This is a genomic window from Pseudothauera rhizosphaerae (assembly GCF_004801305.1).
GTDB classification, from domain to species: Bacteria; Pseudomonadota; Gammaproteobacteria; order Burkholderiales; family Rhodocyclaceae; genus Pseudothauera; species Pseudothauera rhizosphaerae.
Window position 1 is genome coordinate 303,892 of sequence record NZ_SSOD01000004.1, and the last position, 14,565, is coordinate 318,456.

A 14,565-nucleotide genomic window follows, 5' to 3' on the forward strand; every position below is an offset into this window, starting at 1 on the left:
AACGCGGATGCAGGTCCGCGGCAGGCCGCTGCGGCACGTGGCGGGTTCCTCCCCGTCAAAAAAGACTGCCCCGCCAGACCACCCGTCCGATCACATCCACGTCCGCGCGGCGAATCTCGATGGACTTGAAGGTCGGATTGTCGCTGATCAGGCGCAGATAGCCGCCCGGTTCGTTCTGCACCCGCTTGATGAACGTCCTGTCGTCGCCCCTGAGCGCATAGATGCCGCCATCGATGGTGTCGCGCTGCCTGATGTTGACGAGCACCGTGTCGCCGTTGGCGAGCGTGGGCTCCATGCTGTTGCCGGACATGTACAGGCCGGCCAGATCGCTGGCTTCCATGCCGTGCTTGCTGAGCCAGAAGCGGCAGAAGCCCAGGCCCGCCACCGATTCCGGCTTGACCGTCAGATCGCCGGCATAGCTCCTTTCCGCCGGCTGTTCCTTGTATAGGGGCAGACGAGTCAGGCTGCGGATGCTGCTGGGTACGGCCGCATTCAGTGCGTCGTCCTGTTCCGGTTCCCCTTGCCCCGTGATCAGCCAGAGCAGGTCGACCCGCGCGGCCCGCGCCAGTGCGATCAGAACCTTGCGTGTTGGCTGGCCGCCGGCCAGATAGCGCTGCAGGCCACTTTGCGAAATGCCCGCGCTCTTGGCCAGCCCGTTCGCGCTCCCGACCCTGTCGGCCAGAAGGCGCAGGCGGTCGATGAAACCGTCTTCCACCGGGTGTTCTCCCGCTTCGATGTCATTCATGGGCATCTCCCGATCCATGGATTCTGTTTGCATTTCTCGAGTCGTCCTGTGGTGCGAAAGAGGTTAGGTAGATGGAATTCTGGTTGTTGATTAAACAATAGCGAAATCTTCGATCTCTATATCTTTATATGAAATCACTATAACTGTTTAATTGACCTTCAATGAAAGAAATTGTTGAATCCTCAAACCGAATTTAACTTCAAAAAGAAGTTATTAACTTTATAACGTTAATTCGCTAAAGAGTCAATCGCGTTCTTCTGTTTCCTCCGGTCGGAACGAGGCAGGCCCCGGACTCTTGAGCGTCTGCAACCCAGAGAAAGACATGACCCAGATAGAGACTCCCGCCGATGCCCTGGCCCGCGGGTCCGAATTGGCGAGGATGTTCGCCGCCGGCGCCGCAGAGGCGGACGCGGCCGGGCGCCTGCCGGTGGAGAACTTTGCTGAACTCCACCGTTCCGGCCTGCTGTCCCTGGTCATCGCCCGCAAGCATGGCGGTCTGGGCGGCGGGCTGGCGGACGCCGTCGAGGCTGTCGCCGTCATTGCCCAGGGCGAGCCAGCTACCGCGCTGATCCTGGCGATGCACTACATCCAGCACGGCCAGATCGCCTTCGACGACGGTTACTGGCCGGAGGCCGTGGCCCACAAGCTCGTGCGCTCGTCCCTGGAACGGGGGGCGCTGATCAATGCGGCCTACGTCGAGCCTTTCGTCGGTTCGGCTTCCCACGGAGCGCTGCCGCAGACCGTCGCGCGCAGGGACGGCGAGCACTGGCGCCTGTCCGGGCACAAGAAATACGTGACGGGCATCGAGGGCCTGAGCTGGGTGCGCGTCATGGGGGTGACCGACGAGGCGGATGCGCGGGTCGGCTATTTCCTGGTGCCCGCCGACGCGCCCGGCATCCGCATCGAGCGCACCTGGGACAGCCTGGGCATGCGGGCGACCAGCAGCCAGGACGTGATCTTCGACGACGTGGCCGTGCCCCTCGAACATTTCTTCGGCGACGTGCCGGTATCCGAAGGCATCCGCTACAGCCCGCTGGATTCGATCTGGTATCTGGTGCTGGTGGCCGCCGTGTATCACGGCATCGCCCGGGCGGCGCGCAACGACGCCGTCCGCTTCGCGCGCACTGTCGCTCCCGGCAGCCTCGGCCGGCCGCTGGCCAGCCTGGCGCGCTTCCAGGACGCCATCGGGGAGATCGAGGTGCAGCAGACGGGCGCTTGGCGCCTGCTGCAATCCATCGGGCGGGACTACGACGACAGCGCCGAGAAACGCCAGGAAGAGCTGGAAGCGCTGGCCGCCGACGCCTCCGTGGCGCGTTTGGCGGTGATCGCCAGCGCCATCGGGGTGACCTCCATTGCGCTGGAACTGGCGGGCAACCAGGGGGTTTCGCGCAGCAACGCTTTCGAGCGCTACCACCGCGACACCCTGTCGGCCCGGGCCCACAACCCCCATGCCCAGTTGATCCGTTCCCGCCTCGGCAATCGCGCCCTGGGGCAGCAACAGGTGCGGCCCGGCGGCGCCCACGCCGCAACGGACGCGGCAGGGCCGCGGGCCTGGGCGCAATGACCCGCATCCACGACAAGGAACACGCATGAGCCTCGACACGAAAGTCCCCTTTGCGCTCCGGGAGCGCCGGCGGATGCTGAACGGTGCCCTCGCCCTGTCCCTGCTGGCCCTCGGCCTGCCGGCCCGCCAGGTCATGGCGAAGGCCGGCGAACTGGCCAGGATCACGCTGCGTGTTTCAGACATGAAAGGCAGCGACGACGGCTTCTTCCCCCAAGCCGGGGTCGACGGCACGCCTTACCGGCTGCGCCGGGTCCGTCTGGGGCAGGCGTCGCTGGGGGCCGAGGCGCTCAATGCCGGAGCCTACGATTTCGGCCTGCAATCCAACATCGCTTCGGTCTTCCTGCCCGCCGGCTCTCCCGTGCGTCTGGCCGGCTTCGTCGGCTTCGAGGCGGCTGCCTTCAAGGTTTACGTGCGGCGCGGCGCGGGCATCGCCAGCCTGGCGCAGATCCGCGGCAAGCGGGTGGCCTACATGCGCGGCGGGCCGCTGCACCTGCTGCTGATCGAACTGCTCAAGCAGGAAGGCATCGGCCTCGACGAGATCCGCCCGGTGGCGCTGAGCGCGCTCGATTCGGCCGCCGCCTTCCTGGCCGGCGACATCGACGTGGTGCTGGCCGGCATGTTCGCGCCGAGCTGGCAGATCGAGCAGGGCGGCGGCGAACTGCTGGTGGGAGGCGATCATTTTCCCGAGTTCGCGCGCAACAACGGTTCGTCCCCCGCGGTGCACCGTAGCGTGCTGGACGATCCGCTCAAGACCCGCGCCGTCGCCGACTACCTGCTGCGCCTGCAGCAGACCTGGCACTGGTTGGACGAGCACGAGGACGTGTGGGCGGCCAGCCTGGGCGATCTCTACGGCCTGCCGGTGGAATTCATCCTCAAGCACCGCCCGCGGCCACGGCCCACCGCCATCCTCGGCAGCGACGAAGGCCGCAGCCGTCTGGCGGCCGTGGCCCGGGCCTTCCACGAAACCGGCGCCATTCCCGCGCTGCCCGACCTCGACCGCTTGTGGGACGACAGGCTCGAAGCCCTGTTGCTCCGCGCCTGAACGGGCACCCCCACCCGATTGCACGACCCGACCGATCGACCCCATCCATTACAGGAGTACGTCATGAAACCTTCCACGATCCGCAACCATCCGCCCTTGCGCCACAAGCGTCTCCCCGTGCTGATCCAGGCCGGCTTGCTCGCCCTCCCTGCACTGGCTCACGCCCAGGGCACCTCGGCCGGCGACGAGGCCAGGGAGGAACTGGAGGTCGTCACCATCACCGCCGAGCGGCGCGAAACCGAGTTGCAGAAAACGCCACTGTCGGTCGGCGCCATCAGCCAGGCCGAGCTGGAGAAGAGCGGCTTCAACCACCTGTTCGACATCGAGAAGAACGTCGCCGGCGTCACCTTCTACAAGGGGGCCTCGAACCAGCAGTCGAACATCATCATCCGTGGCGTGGGCACGCTGAACATGGGCTACACCTCGGCGGTGGGCGTGTATGTGGACGACGTGCCGCTGATCCGCGCCGGCGCCGCCGGGCAGTGGGACCTGCCCGACGTGGAGCGCATCGAGGTGCTGCGCGGCCCCCAGGGCACCCTGTACGGGCAGAACTCCTCGGCCGGCGCGGTGCGGATCATCTCCATCGACCCGACCGACGAGAAGGTGGGCTGGGTTTCCGCCGGCGTCGGCAACCATGAGACCTACGAGACCCGCGGCTATTTCGCCGGCCCGCTGAAGGAAGGCGTGCTGGCGGCCAGCCTGGCCTTCTCCCACCGCGAGCACGAAGGCTTCGGCAAGAACCGCACCACCGGAGACGAAGTGTATTCCGCCGACGTCACCCAGGCGCGGGTCAAGTTCCGCCTGACGCCGAGCGACGATCTGGACGCCGTGCTGTCCATCGACAGCCTGCTGGACAAGTCGGACAACGGCACCAAGAGCCCGGTCAACTGGGGTGCTCGCGAGCCGCGCGACACCTATTCGCTGATGGACCTGGACGGCCGCCTGGAGCGCAACGGGCTCAACCTGCGCATCACCAAGGAGTTGAACGATCACACAAGCCTGCGTTCGATCACCGGCTGGCGCCACTGGATGCACGACCCCAGCCGCATGGAGCACGGCGGCCTGCCGCGCGTCTCCCAGGATGCGGACCAGACCTGGCGCCAGCGCATCTTCTATCAGGAATTCCAGTTGCTGGGCGATCTGAGCGAGCAGCTTTCCTACACTACCGGCCTGGTGTTCTCGCGCGAATACCTGCACAACGACAACATCAGCAAGACCAGCACCGACGGCGTCACCATCAACCGCAGCCGCCGGATCACGGTGTTCGACACCGACGACCACGCGCTCTACGGCCAAATCGACTACCGCTTCGACGACCAGTGGACACTGACCGCCGGCGCGCGCTACTGGTACAGCGAGCAGGAATACGACGCCTACGCCTGGCGGCTGGACGCGAATCTCGATCCGATCACCCAGACCGTCGGGGTGGAAGGGCTGAAGAAGCGTTCCGAGGGCGTCACGCCGCGCCTGACCCTGGGCTACCAATGGACGCCGGATGTCTTCGTCTATGGCAGCTACACCGAGGGTGCCAAGTTCGGCGGGCACAACCGCAGCGCCGGCACGCCGCAGACCGCCACGGTGGCCGCGGAACCGGAAGAGGTCTCCGCCTACGAACTGGGCATCAAGAGCAGCCTTTTCAACCGCCGCCTACAGGTCAACGCCACGCTGTTCCACAACAAATACACCGATTACCTGTCCACCGTCGCCAATCCCACCCTGGGCGGCGTGCTGTACGAAGGGACCGTGCTAACCAACGCCGGCGAGGCGGTGACCTACGGCACCGAAGTGGAAGTGCGCGCCCGCCTGGCACGGGGGCTGGACTGGAATCTGAGCTTCGCCTACCTGAAGTCCGAGTTCGAGGACTTCCTCAATCCGTCCGGCAGCGCGGCGGGCGACTACACCGGCAACGAACTGCCCTTCGCGCCCAAGATCACCGCCGCCAGCGGGCTGACCTACACCTTCCCGACCGCCAACGGCGGGGAACTGAGCCTGTTCGGTTCGGTGCAGTACATCTCCGAGCAGTGGAGCGACCCGGCCAATACCGTGCCGCACAAGGTACCCAGCCGGACCAACTGGGATGTCGGCGCCGACTACCGCTTCCCCGGCGGCCAGTGGACCGCCGGCCTGCGGGTGCGCAACCTGTTCGACAAGGACCACGTGCTGCAGAAGACCTATACGCCGCTGTATGGCATCGAGGCCAATGCCTACGACATTCCACGCACCATCGTCGCCAGCCTGCGCTACGACTTCTGAGGGGGAACGGGACGATGAGCACTGCTCCTGAAACCCTGTGGTACACCCGCTGCGGCGTGCCCACCAGCTTCGGCGTGGCCATGCACCATGGCTGGATCGAGGAACGCCTGGCGGCCGACGGCACGGCGATCCGTTCGTTGAAGGAATCGTCCGATCCGGTGGTGCGCGCCTCGCATTTCGACCACAACCTGCAGAACTCCGTGCGCTACGGCGGTTCCAGCCCGGCCATCTGGGCCCGCTCCACGGGGCGGGAGACCCGTCTGCTGGGACTGTCCAGCACGCGGGAAAGCCTGCTGCTGCTGGCCGGCCCGGATTCCACTTTGGAGTCGGTGGCCGGGCTGCGCGGCAAGCGCTTCGGTGTGGCCCGCTGGGAGAACCAGCCCATCGACTTCATCCGCGCCCAGTCGCTGCGTGCGCTGGAGAACGCACTGAAGCTGCACGGGCTCACCGTGGCCGACGTGGAGCTGGTGGATTACCCCGTCGGGGCGAAATTCGCCGATGAAGCAGTGCATCGCATCCCGGGCACCCAGGCGTTCGGGCCACGCCGCCTGCCGGGCCACAACGCGGAGGTGCTGGGCCTGATCCGCGGCGAGGTGGACGCCATCGTCCTGCACGGCGCCCAGGCCCTCTCCCTGGCCCACGCCCTGCAACTGCGGGTGTTGTTCGATCTGAGCGAACACCCCGATCCGCTGGTGCGCTCGAACAACGCCAGCCCCATCGTGCTGACCGCGGACGCCCATCTGCTCGACACGCACCCGGACACCGCCGCCAGCGTGGTCGAGCAGATCCTGCGCGCCGAGCGCTGGGCCGGGGCGCACCCCCAGGAAGCCCGCCAGATCGCCGCCCGCGAAGTGAATACCAGCGAGTACTGGATCTGGAAGAGCTATGGCGGCGACGAGGGGCTGCGGGTCGGCACCAACCTGGACCCCGAGGCGCTGGCGGTGCTGCAGGACTTCGCCGATTTCCTGCTGCGCTGGCGGTTCATCGCCACGCCGGTGCAGGTGCAGGACTGGATCGACCCCCGCCCGCTGGAAACCGCCCGCCGCCGGCTGGGCGGTGCCGGCCTCCAATAACGCTTACCGGAAACATGCCATGCCGAACGAAACCATACGCCTTTTCCACTCCCATCTGAGCGAACGGGACTTCACTGGAGAGCCCATCCCCGACGAGGTGCTCGATGCCATCATCGAGTCTGGCCGGCGCACGCCGACGCACCGCCACGGGCAGCAGATATCGCTGGTCGTGGTGCGCGATCCCGACACCCTCCGGCGCCTGTGGGAAGCCATCGCCCTGGGCATTGCCCAGGACCAGCGGCAGACCAGCGAGCGCCTGGGCCTGAACGGCGGCCCGCCGCCGGACGCCAACCTGCGCCTGCACCCCGCCTCCAAGGCGCCGGTGTTCATCCTGATCGTCGCCGATTTCCACAAGACCGCGGTCGCGGTCAAGGCCGGCGGACGCGAACAGCACGTTCACGAGAGCCTGGAAGGCTGGACCGTCGGCGCCGTGGATGCGGGCATCACCCTGGGAACCCTGAGCGCCGCAGCGCGTTCCTTCGGCCTGGGCGCGGTGGCGATCGGCGCGCTGCGCCACGACCCGCAGCCCATCATCGACCTGCTCGGCCTGCCGCCGCTCACCTACCCGATCGTCGGCATCTCCATCGGCGCCGTGCGGCGCCCGGAAAAGCCGGTGCTCAAGCCGCGCCTGCCCCTGTCCACCTACCGCCACGACGAACGCTACGACCCGGACGCCCTGACCCCGGAAATCCTCGCCGACTTCGACCGGGAACTGCTCGATTACTGGAGGGAAATCGGCCGTCCGGGCACGACCTGGACCGAGCGCGTGCAGCCCTACAGCACCTCGGTGCATCCCGAAACCAGGATCGTCGCCGTGCGCCAGGGCTTCACCAACGTCGAATGAGCCGGGCCGCCCGCTTCCTTCCTCCAGAACGAGATACCAAGATGAGTACATTGCAGCAGCTCCAGGAAGATGTAGAACGTTCCTTCCGCTGGTCCGCGCCTCTGCCGCCCAACTGGGTTCCCGAGACCCCGGGCGCAGACCACGATGCGGTGATCGTCGGCGGCGGCCAGACCGGCGTGGCCATCGTCTATGGCCTGCGCCGCCTGGGTATCACCCGGGTCAAGGCCATCGACCAGGCGCCCGAGGGCGAGGCCGGCATCTGGACCACCACGGCACGGATGAACCTGCTGCGCACCAGCAAATTCCTTCCCGGTCCGGAGTACGGCAATCCGCTGCTGAGCTTCCGCGCCTGGTTCGAGACCCAGCACGGCGCGGCCGCCTTCGACGCCCTGACCCGCATCGCCCGTACCGACTGGGCCGCCTATCTGGCCTGGTACCAGCGCACCGTCGGTGTGCAGGTCCAGCACGGCACCCGCCTGCTGGACATCGAGGCGCTGGAGAACGGCCTGCTGCGCCTGCATCTCGAGGCGGACGGCCGGCTGCATACCGAGACCACGCGCAAACTCGTGCTGGCCACCGGCTTCGGCGGTGGCGGGGAGGACAACATCCCCGCCGCGATACGCGCCCTGCCCAAGCCGCTGTGGGCGCACACCAGCGAACATATCGACTTCACCTTGCTCAAGGGCAAGACTGTGGGCATCGTCGGTGCCGGCCCCTCCGCCTTCGACGCGGCCGGCGTCGCGCTGGAAAACGGTGCCCGCGCGGTGCACCTGTTCAGCCGCCGCGGCGAAATCCACCACCAGCCCGAAAGCCCCCCGGGCGCGGCACCGGGGCCGTTTCCGCCCGCCAGGCAACCGGGGGCGATGGAGCATTTCCATCGCCTGCCCGACGGCGTGCGCTGGCGCTATCACCTGCTGGGCAAGGGCGCCGGCGCTTCCACGCCGATCGATTCGATCGACCGCGCGACAGCGTTCGAGAACTTCCACATCCATCTCAATACCACGGCGAGGACGCTGGAGACGGACGGCGACAAGGTCCATATCCAGATCGGCGACGAACCGTTTGCGCTGGATTTCGTCATTGCCGGCACTGGCTTTCGCATTGATCTCGCTTCCCGGCCGGAACTGAGCCTGATCGTCGACGACATCGCTCTGTGGAAGGACCGCTACACCCCCCGGCCTGGCGAGGAATATCCGGAGGCCGGTCTTTACCCCTACTTGGGGGAAGGTTTCGAATTCACCGAGAAAATTCCCGGCCAGGCGCCTTATCTCGCCAATATCCACTGCTACAACTGGGCGGCGGCACTGAGCAGCGGCAAGAACCTCAGCGATGTGCCGAGCATGCCCGAACTGCCCCGCCTACTGAGCGGCATTTCCCGCGGCCTGTTCTTTGCCGACCTCGACCACCACGCCGATCGCATCACCGCCAAGGGTGGAGCGGGTGCCGATCCCAGCGTCTATGCCAAGGCCGTCTGGCCGCTGCGGCGCAACACGACGGCCGCTTGACCCCCGCTCCAACCGGCCCGGGACGACACCTCCGACCCTTCAGGACAAATGACCATGACCCATGCACGTACTCCCGCCAGCGCGCTGGCCAAGGCGCCGGAACTGGCGCGCCTGTTCGCCGAGGGCGCGGCGGCGGCCGACCGCGACGGCCGCCTGCCGGTGGACAACTTCCGCCGCCTGCACGAATCCGGCCTGCTGCAACTGGTGATCCGGCGCGACCGGGGCGGGCTGGGCGGCGGCCTGGCGGACGCTGTGCGCGCGGTCAGCACCATCGCCCAGGGCGAATCCGCCACTGCGCTGATCCTCGCCATGCACTACATCCAGCACGGCCAGATCGCCATCGAGAGCGGCTACTGGCCCCAGGCGCTCGCCGACCGACTGGTACGCTCCTCCCTGGAGCGCGGCGCGCTGATCAACGCTGCCTACGTGGAGCCGGTCAACGGTTCCCTCGCCCACGGCGCCGTGCCCCACACCCGGGCGCGCCGCGTGGGCGACCACTGGCTGCTGTCCGGCCACAAGAAATACGTCACCGGCATCGACGGACTGAGCTGGCTGCGCACCATCGGCGTCACCGACGAGGCGGAGCCGCGCATCGGCTTCTTCCTGGTGCCGGCCGACGCCCCGGGCATCCGCGTGGAACGCACCTGGAACACCCTGGGCATGCGCTCCACCAGCAGCGAGGACGTCATCTTCGAGGACGTCCGGCTGCCGCTGGAGAACTTCTTCGGCGATGCGCCCACCGCCGAGGGCCTGCGCAACAGCCCTTTCGACGGCATCTGGTATCTGCTGCTGGTGGCGGCGGTATACCACGGCATCGCCCAGGCCGCGCGCGACGACATCGTGCGCTTCGCCCGCGAGCACGCACCCGGCAGCCTGGGTGCGCCGCTGGCCAGCCTGCCGCGCTTCCAGGACGCCATCGGCCAGATCGAGGTGTGGCAGACCGCCGCGCGCCGGCTGCTGCATTCCATCGGCCGCGACTACGACGAAGCGGTCAGCGCGGGGAACGCCGACGAGCGCCTCGACGGCCTGGCGGCCGATGCCTCGGTGGCGCGCCTGGCGGTCATCCGCGACGCCATCCAGGTCACCTCCCTGGCCCTGGAACTGGCCGGCAACCGCGGCGTCTCGCGGGACAACGCCTTCGAGCGCTACCACCGCGACACCCTGGCGGCGCGCGCGCACAACCCCCAGGCCCACCTCACCCGCCTCAACCTCGGCAACCGGGCGCTGGGCCAGAAGCGCGTCACGCCGCTGCGCGACGGCGCGGCCCAGGCCGACCGCATCGAGGCCCTGGTCCCATGAGGCTGGCGCTGCGCTACGGCCGCGGCGGGGCAGCCGCCGGCAAGACACCGCCGGCCGGCCCGCCGGCGCGGCTGCTGAACCAGCTCCTGCTGCGCGGCAGCAGCCCGCTGGCCATCCTGCTGATCTGGGAGCTGGCCTCGCGCACCGGCGTGCTGCCGGCCCACATCCTGGCCGCACCCTCGCAGATCGGCAGCGCGTTCTGGAATCTGCTGGCCTCCGGCGAACTGCTGGGCCATCTGCTGGTGTCCGCCGGGCGCTCGCTGGCCGGGGTGTCGATCGGCGTGGCCGGCGGCATCACCCTGGCGCTGATCTCCGGTCTTTCCCGCGCCGGGGAGATCGCCGTGGATGCGCCCATGCAGATGCTGCGCACGCTGCCCTCGCTGGCGCTGGTGCCGCTGTTCATCCTGTGGCTGGGCGTGGGCGAGGCGATGAAAATTTCCATGATCGCCTTCGGCACCGCCTTCCCAATCTATCTGACCCTGTTCTCCGGCATCCGCGGCGTAGAAGCCAAGCTGGTGGAGGCCGCGAAGACGCTCGGCCTCACCCGCCTGGAACTGATCCGCCACGTGATCCTGCCCGGCGCGCTGCCGACCTTCTTCGTCGGCCTGCGCTTCTCCCTCGGCGGCTCCTGGCTGGCGCTGGTGGTGGTGGAGCAGGTCAACGCGGTGCAGGGCATCGGCTTTCTCGCCAACGACGCGCGCGATTTCGCCCGCACCGACGTGATCGTGGTGTGCCTGCTGATCTACAGCCTGCTCGGCCTCACCGTGGACGTGCTGGTGCGCGCCCTGGAACGCTGGGCGCTGGCCTGGCGGCCGAGCTTCCTCAACAACCCGTGAGACCCATGGACATGCCCAGCCCGGTTTCAGCTCCAAACCCGCCCGCGGTGTGCCTGCAGCGCATCAGCCGCCGCTTCGGCGAACACCAGGTGCTCGACGAACTCAGCCTGGAGATCGCCCCGGGCGAATTCGTCGCCCTGCTGGGCGCCAGCGGTTCCGGCAAGACCACGCTGCTGCGCGCGCTGGCGGGCCTGGACCGCATCGACGGCGGCGAACTGCACGCCCCGGCCGCGACCGCCACGGTGTTCCAGGAGCCGCGCCTGATGCCGTGGAAGCGCGTCCGCCACAACGTGGCCCTGGGCGTGCGCCGCGCCGACGCCCACCAACTGGCGCTGCAGGCGCTCGACGAGGTCGGTTTGAGCCACCGCATCGACGCCTACCCCGCTACCCTGTCCGGCGGCGAGGCGCAGCGCGCCGCGCTGGCGCGGGGCCTGGTGCGCGAGCCCGAACTGTTCCTGCTCGACGAACCCTTCGCCGCCCTCGACGCCCTGACGCGCATCCGCATGCACGCCCTGCTGCTGGAACTGTGGCGCAAACACCGCCCGGCGGTGCTGCTGGTCACCCACGACATCAACGAAGCCATCCTGCTCGCCGACCGCGTGCTGGTCCTGGTGCAGGGCCGCATCGCCGAGGACGTGCCGGTGCCCTGGCCGCGCCCCCGGCACCAGGGCGAAGCCCGCTTCGACACGCTGCGCCGGCATTTCCTCTCCCTGCTCGGCGTGCCCGAGGCGGACGGCGCGGAGCACGAATCGGCGGACGGGGCGGACCGCAGGCCACACAACACTCAGGAAACATGACATGGACAATGCGATTCAGGCAGTTCTGGACGTTTACCACGGCCGCATCCTCGACGAAAGAACACGGCTGCGGGAGAACCCGGCCATCCGCGACAGCAAGGGCAAGGACCAGTTGATGCGCGCGGTGGGCCTGGATACGGGACGCCTGCTCAACCTGCTGGTGAAAAGCCTGGAAGCGCCGACCATCCTCGAACTCGGCACCTCGTTCGGCTATTCGGCCATCTGGCTGGCCGAGGCCGCGCGGGCGACGGGCGGACGGGTCATCACCATCGAGCTGTACGACTACAAGGCGGCCCATGCCCGCGAGATGGCGGCGAAGGCCGGACTCGACGCCTACATCGACTTCCGCGTGGGCGATGCCCTGGAACTGCTCGCGCACGTGCCCCAGGGGCTGGACTTTGTGCTGGTGGATCACTGGAAGGATCTCTACGAACCCAGCCTGGAGATCCTCTACCCCAAGCTCAATCCGGGCGCCATCGTCGTCGCCGACAACATGGTCCGCCCCGCCAACGAGGAGGTCAGGCGCTATGGCCGGGCGGTCCGCGCCAAGCCTGGCATCACCAGCGTACTGCTGCCGGTGGGCTCGGGGCTGGAGATCAGCCGCTACGACCCGGTGCCGGCTTACGCCGAAGCCTGACGGAGCGCAGCGATGAAACCATCCCATCTGCTGATCGCCGCCTGGCTGGCCCTGCCCGTCTGGGGCCATGCCACGGACGGCGTGGAGATCGTCGTCGAACAGGTCGGCTTCGCCAAACCGGAATCGGTGGTGCATGACACCAGGAACGACGTGTACCTCGTCTCCAACATCAACGGCCTGGTGTCCGGCCCGGCCGGCAAGGGCTTCATCTCCCGCATTGCGCCGGACGGCCGCGTGCTGCAGCTGAAGTGGATAGACGGCGGCGCCCCCGGCACCACGCTGCACCACCCGGCGGGTCTGGCGATCGCCGACGGCGTGCTCTACGTCGCCGACGGCGGCGGCGAAGGCGGCCCGGCTGCGGTGCGCCTGTTCGACGCGGACACCGGCGCGCCGCTGGGGGAAGCGGTGCACGCCCCTGGCGCCTCGTCCAACGGCCTGGTCGTGCTGCCCGGCGGCGATGTGCTGGGCACCCACAGCGCCTGGAAGCGGAGCGAGGGGCGCCTGGGCAGCCGGGAGGACGTCGACAATCGCAGCCGGACCGACGTCTGGCGCCAATGGGACGGCAACCTGTGGATCCCCAGCGGGCAGGACGCCATCTACCGCATCGGGCGCGATCTGAAAATTTCCACCTTCGCCAGGTCGCCGCTGCTGCGCCAGCCCAACGGCATCACCCTGCTGCCCGGCGGCAACCTGCTCACGGTGAGCAGCAACGGCGGCATCCTCTACGAACTGACCCCGGACGGGCAGCAGACCAATGTCCGTGCGCTGCCCCACCAGGGCTTCTTCGACGGCGTGGGCGCGACGCCCGACGGCAAGGTCTTCGTTTCCCACCACAAGGGCGTCTACCGGATCCTGCCGGACGGCGGCTCGCGGCCGGTCTTCGACCTGAACACCCACGTGGCCGACTTCCATTTCGACCTCAAGCGCGGGCGCATCCTGCTGCCGCTGATCTACGCCCACAAGCTGGTGGTCGCCCGCATCCCGTGAAACCCCCGAGAGGAAATTCCATGAAAACAGCCCTGAAACTGCTTTGCCTGTCGATGCTGCTGCCCGCGCTGGCCTGGGGGCAGGGACGCATCGTCGTCGAGAACGCCGGCTTTGCCGCGCCGGAATCCGTCGTCCATGACACCCGGCGCGACGTCTACCTGCTCTCCAACGTCAACGGACGGGCCATCGACAACGACGGCAACGGCTTCATCTCGAAGGTCTCGCCGGACGGCAAGGTGATCGCCTTGAAGTGGATCGACGGCCAAGCGCCGGGCGTGACCCTGCATGCGCCCAAGGGCCTGGCGATCGCCGGCAACGTCCTGTACGTGGCCGACAACGGCGACGAACACGGCAACGTGGTGCGCCTGTTCGACCTGGAAAGCGGCAGGCCGCTGGGCAGCGTGCCGGTGCCCGGCTCCTATTTCCTCAACGGCCTGGTCGCCCTGCCGTCGGGGGAGGTACTGGTCACCGACAGCGGCTGGCAGCTCTCGCTGAGCACCGCGGACGGCCAGCAGCCCCTGGCGCCGGGCGCGCGCCGGCAGCGCGACGGTTCCACCTGGACGCCCACCGGCCAGGATGCCATCTACCGCATCGGCACGGACCGCAGCGTCTCGGTGTTCGCCCGCTCCCCCGAACTGGCCCAGCCCAACGGCATCGACCTGCTGCCTTCCGGCAACCTCCTCGTCGCGTCGAGCAGTGCCGGGCACTTCTATGAGCTCGACCCGGCGGGGCGCAAGGTGAACCTGCGCTACCTGCCCGACCGCGGCTTCGACGGCCTCGGCCTGGCGCCGGACGGGCGGGTGTTCGCCGCCGGCCCGGAAAATCTGCACGTAGTGTGGCCGGACGGGCGCGTAGACACGGTGGCGGGCGTGGACACCCACGTGGCGGACCTGAACTTCGACCGCAAGCGCAACCGGGTGCTGTTCCCCCTGCTGCGCGCCGACAAGCTGATCCTGGAACCGCTGGAGGCGGCGCGCCGGTGA

General features: G+C 68.2%; 13 protein-coding genes. 12 read left to right on the plus strand and 1 reads right to left on the minus strand.

Features of this window, described 5'->3' with window-relative positions; all coding sequences use genetic code 11:
• Positions 1-55: 55 nt before the first annotated feature.
• Complete coding sequence (locus E6O51_RS07095; protein WP_168735210.1) at positions 56-745, minus strand: XRE family transcriptional regulator; 690 nt, start codon at positions 743-745, stop codon at positions 56-58.
• A 322-nt stretch (positions 746-1,067) separates the two neighbouring features.
• On the opposite strand from E6O51_RS07095, the gene E6O51_RS07100 reads away from it, so the two are divergent.
• The 12 genes from E6O51_RS07100 (at position 1,068) to E6O51_RS07155 (ending at position 14,565) form a co-directional block, all read left to right on the plus strand.
• Positions 1,068-2,309 carry an acyl-CoA dehydrogenase family protein gene (locus tag E6O51_RS07100; protein ID WP_136384271.1) on the plus strand — a complete coding sequence of 414 codons (1,242 nt, stop codon included), beginning with the start codon at positions 1,068-1,070 and terminating at the stop codon, positions 2,307-2,309.
• Positions 2,310-2,334: 25 nt separating this feature from the next.
• The gene (locus E6O51_RS07105) at positions 2,335-3,351 is read left to right on the plus strand and encodes an ABC transporter substrate-binding protein (RefSeq protein WP_136384272.1); all 1,017 of its coding nucleotides are present in this window, start codon (positions 2,335-2,337) and stop codon (positions 3,349-3,351) included.
• Between the two features lie 63 nt (positions 3,352-3,414).
• Positions 3,415-5,604 (plus strand): TonB-dependent receptor, encoded by a 2,190-nt coding sequence (locus E6O51_RS07110; RefSeq protein WP_136384273.1) that lies wholly within the window; start codon positions 3,415-3,417, stop codon positions 5,602-5,604.
• 14 nt (positions 5,605-5,618) lie between these two features.
• Positions 5,619-6,677, plus strand: a complete 1,059-nt coding sequence (locus E6O51_RS07115) for an ABC transporter substrate-binding protein (RefSeq protein ID WP_136384274.1) — start codon at positions 5,619-5,621, stop codon at positions 6,675-6,677.
• Positions 6,678-6,696: 19 nt separating this feature from the next.
• Positions 6,697-7,521, plus strand: a complete 825-nt coding sequence (locus tag E6O51_RS07120; RefSeq protein WP_136384275.1) for a nitroreductase family protein — start codon at positions 6,697-6,699, stop codon at positions 7,519-7,521.
• Between the two features lie 41 nt (positions 7,522-7,562).
• A complete protein-coding gene (locus tag E6O51_RS07125) occupies positions 7,563-9,026 on the plus strand; it encodes a SidA/IucD/PvdA family monooxygenase (protein WP_168735211.1) in 1,464 nt (487 codons plus the stop codon).
• 54 nt (positions 9,027-9,080) lie between these two features.
• Positions 9,081-10,325 (plus strand): acyl-CoA dehydrogenase family protein, encoded by a 1,245-nt coding sequence (locus E6O51_RS07130; protein ID WP_136384277.1) that lies wholly within the window; start codon positions 9,081-9,083, stop codon positions 10,323-10,325.
• Positions 10,322-11,161: an ABC transporter permease subunit gene (locus E6O51_RS07135; RefSeq protein WP_136384278.1), complete on the plus strand. Its 840-nt coding sequence runs from the start codon at positions 10,322-10,324 to the stop codon at positions 11,159-11,161. The genes E6O51_RS07130 and E6O51_RS07135 overlap by 4 nt, the downstream gene beginning before the upstream one ends.
• A 5-nt stretch (positions 11,162-11,166) precedes the next feature.
• Positions 11,167-11,958 (plus strand): ABC transporter ATP-binding protein, encoded by a 792-nt coding sequence (locus E6O51_RS07140; protein WP_136384279.1) that lies wholly within the window; start codon positions 11,167-11,169, stop codon positions 11,956-11,958.
• A 1-nt stretch (position 11,959) separates the two neighbouring features.
• Complete coding sequence (locus E6O51_RS07145) at positions 11,960-12,595, plus strand: O-methyltransferase (RefSeq protein WP_136384280.1); 636 nt, start codon at positions 11,960-11,962, stop codon at positions 12,593-12,595.
• A gap of 12 nt (positions 12,596-12,607) precedes the next feature.
• On the plus strand, positions 12,608-13,582 hold the full coding sequence (locus E6O51_RS07150) for an NHL repeat-containing protein (protein WP_136384281.1): 975 nt from the start codon (positions 12,608-12,610) through the stop codon (positions 13,580-13,582).
• Positions 13,583-13,602: 20 nt separating this feature from the next.
• Positions 13,603-14,565 (plus strand): NHL repeat-containing protein, encoded by a 963-nt coding sequence (locus tag E6O51_RS07155; RefSeq protein WP_136384282.1) that lies wholly within the window; start codon positions 13,603-13,605, stop codon positions 14,563-14,565.

Excerpts from the sequence above, each read along its gene's own strand:
- E6O51_RS07095 (WP_168735210.1), bottom strand. The coding sequence starts at position 745 with ATGAATGACATCGAAGCGGGAGAACACCCGGTGGAAGACGGTTTCATC.
- E6O51_RS07100 (WP_136384271.1), top strand. The coding sequence starts at position 1,068 with ATGACCCAGATAGAGACTCCCGCCGATGCCCTGGCCCGCGGGTCCGAA.
- E6O51_RS07105 (WP_136384272.1), top strand. The coding sequence starts at position 2,335 with ATGAGCCTCGACACGAAAGTCCCCTTTGCGCTCCGGGAGCGCCGGCGG.
- E6O51_RS07110 (WP_136384273.1), top strand. The coding sequence starts at position 3,415 with ATGAAACCTTCCACGATCCGCAACCATCCGCCCTTGCGCCACAAGCGT.
- E6O51_RS07115 (WP_136384274.1), top strand. The coding sequence starts at position 5,619 with ATGAGCACTGCTCCTGAAACCCTGTGGTACACCCGCTGCGGCGTGCCC.
- E6O51_RS07120 (WP_136384275.1), top strand. The coding sequence starts at position 6,697 with ATGCCGAACGAAACCATACGCCTTTTCCACTCCCATCTGAGCGAACGG.
- E6O51_RS07125 (WP_168735211.1), top strand. The coding sequence starts at position 7,563 with ATGAGTACATTGCAGCAGCTCCAGGAAGATGTAGAACGTTCCTTCCGC.
- E6O51_RS07130 (WP_136384277.1), top strand. The coding sequence starts at position 9,081 with ATGACCCATGCACGTACTCCCGCCAGCGCGCTGGCCAAGGCGCCGGAA.
- E6O51_RS07135 (WP_136384278.1), top strand. The coding sequence starts at position 10,322 with ATGAGGCTGGCGCTGCGCTACGGCCGCGGCGGGGCAGCCGCCGGCAAG.
- E6O51_RS07140 (WP_136384279.1), top strand. The coding sequence starts at position 11,167 with ATGGACATGCCCAGCCCGGTTTCAGCTCCAAACCCGCCCGCGGTGTGC.
- E6O51_RS07145 (WP_136384280.1), top strand. The coding sequence starts at position 11,960 with ATGGACAATGCGATTCAGGCAGTTCTGGACGTTTACCACGGCCGCATC.
- E6O51_RS07150 (WP_136384281.1), top strand. The coding sequence starts at position 12,608 with ATGAAACCATCCCATCTGCTGATCGCCGCCTGGCTGGCCCTGCCCGTC.
- E6O51_RS07155 (WP_136384282.1), top strand. The coding sequence starts at position 13,603 with ATGAAAACAGCCCTGAAACTGCTTTGCCTGTCGATGCTGCTGCCCGCG.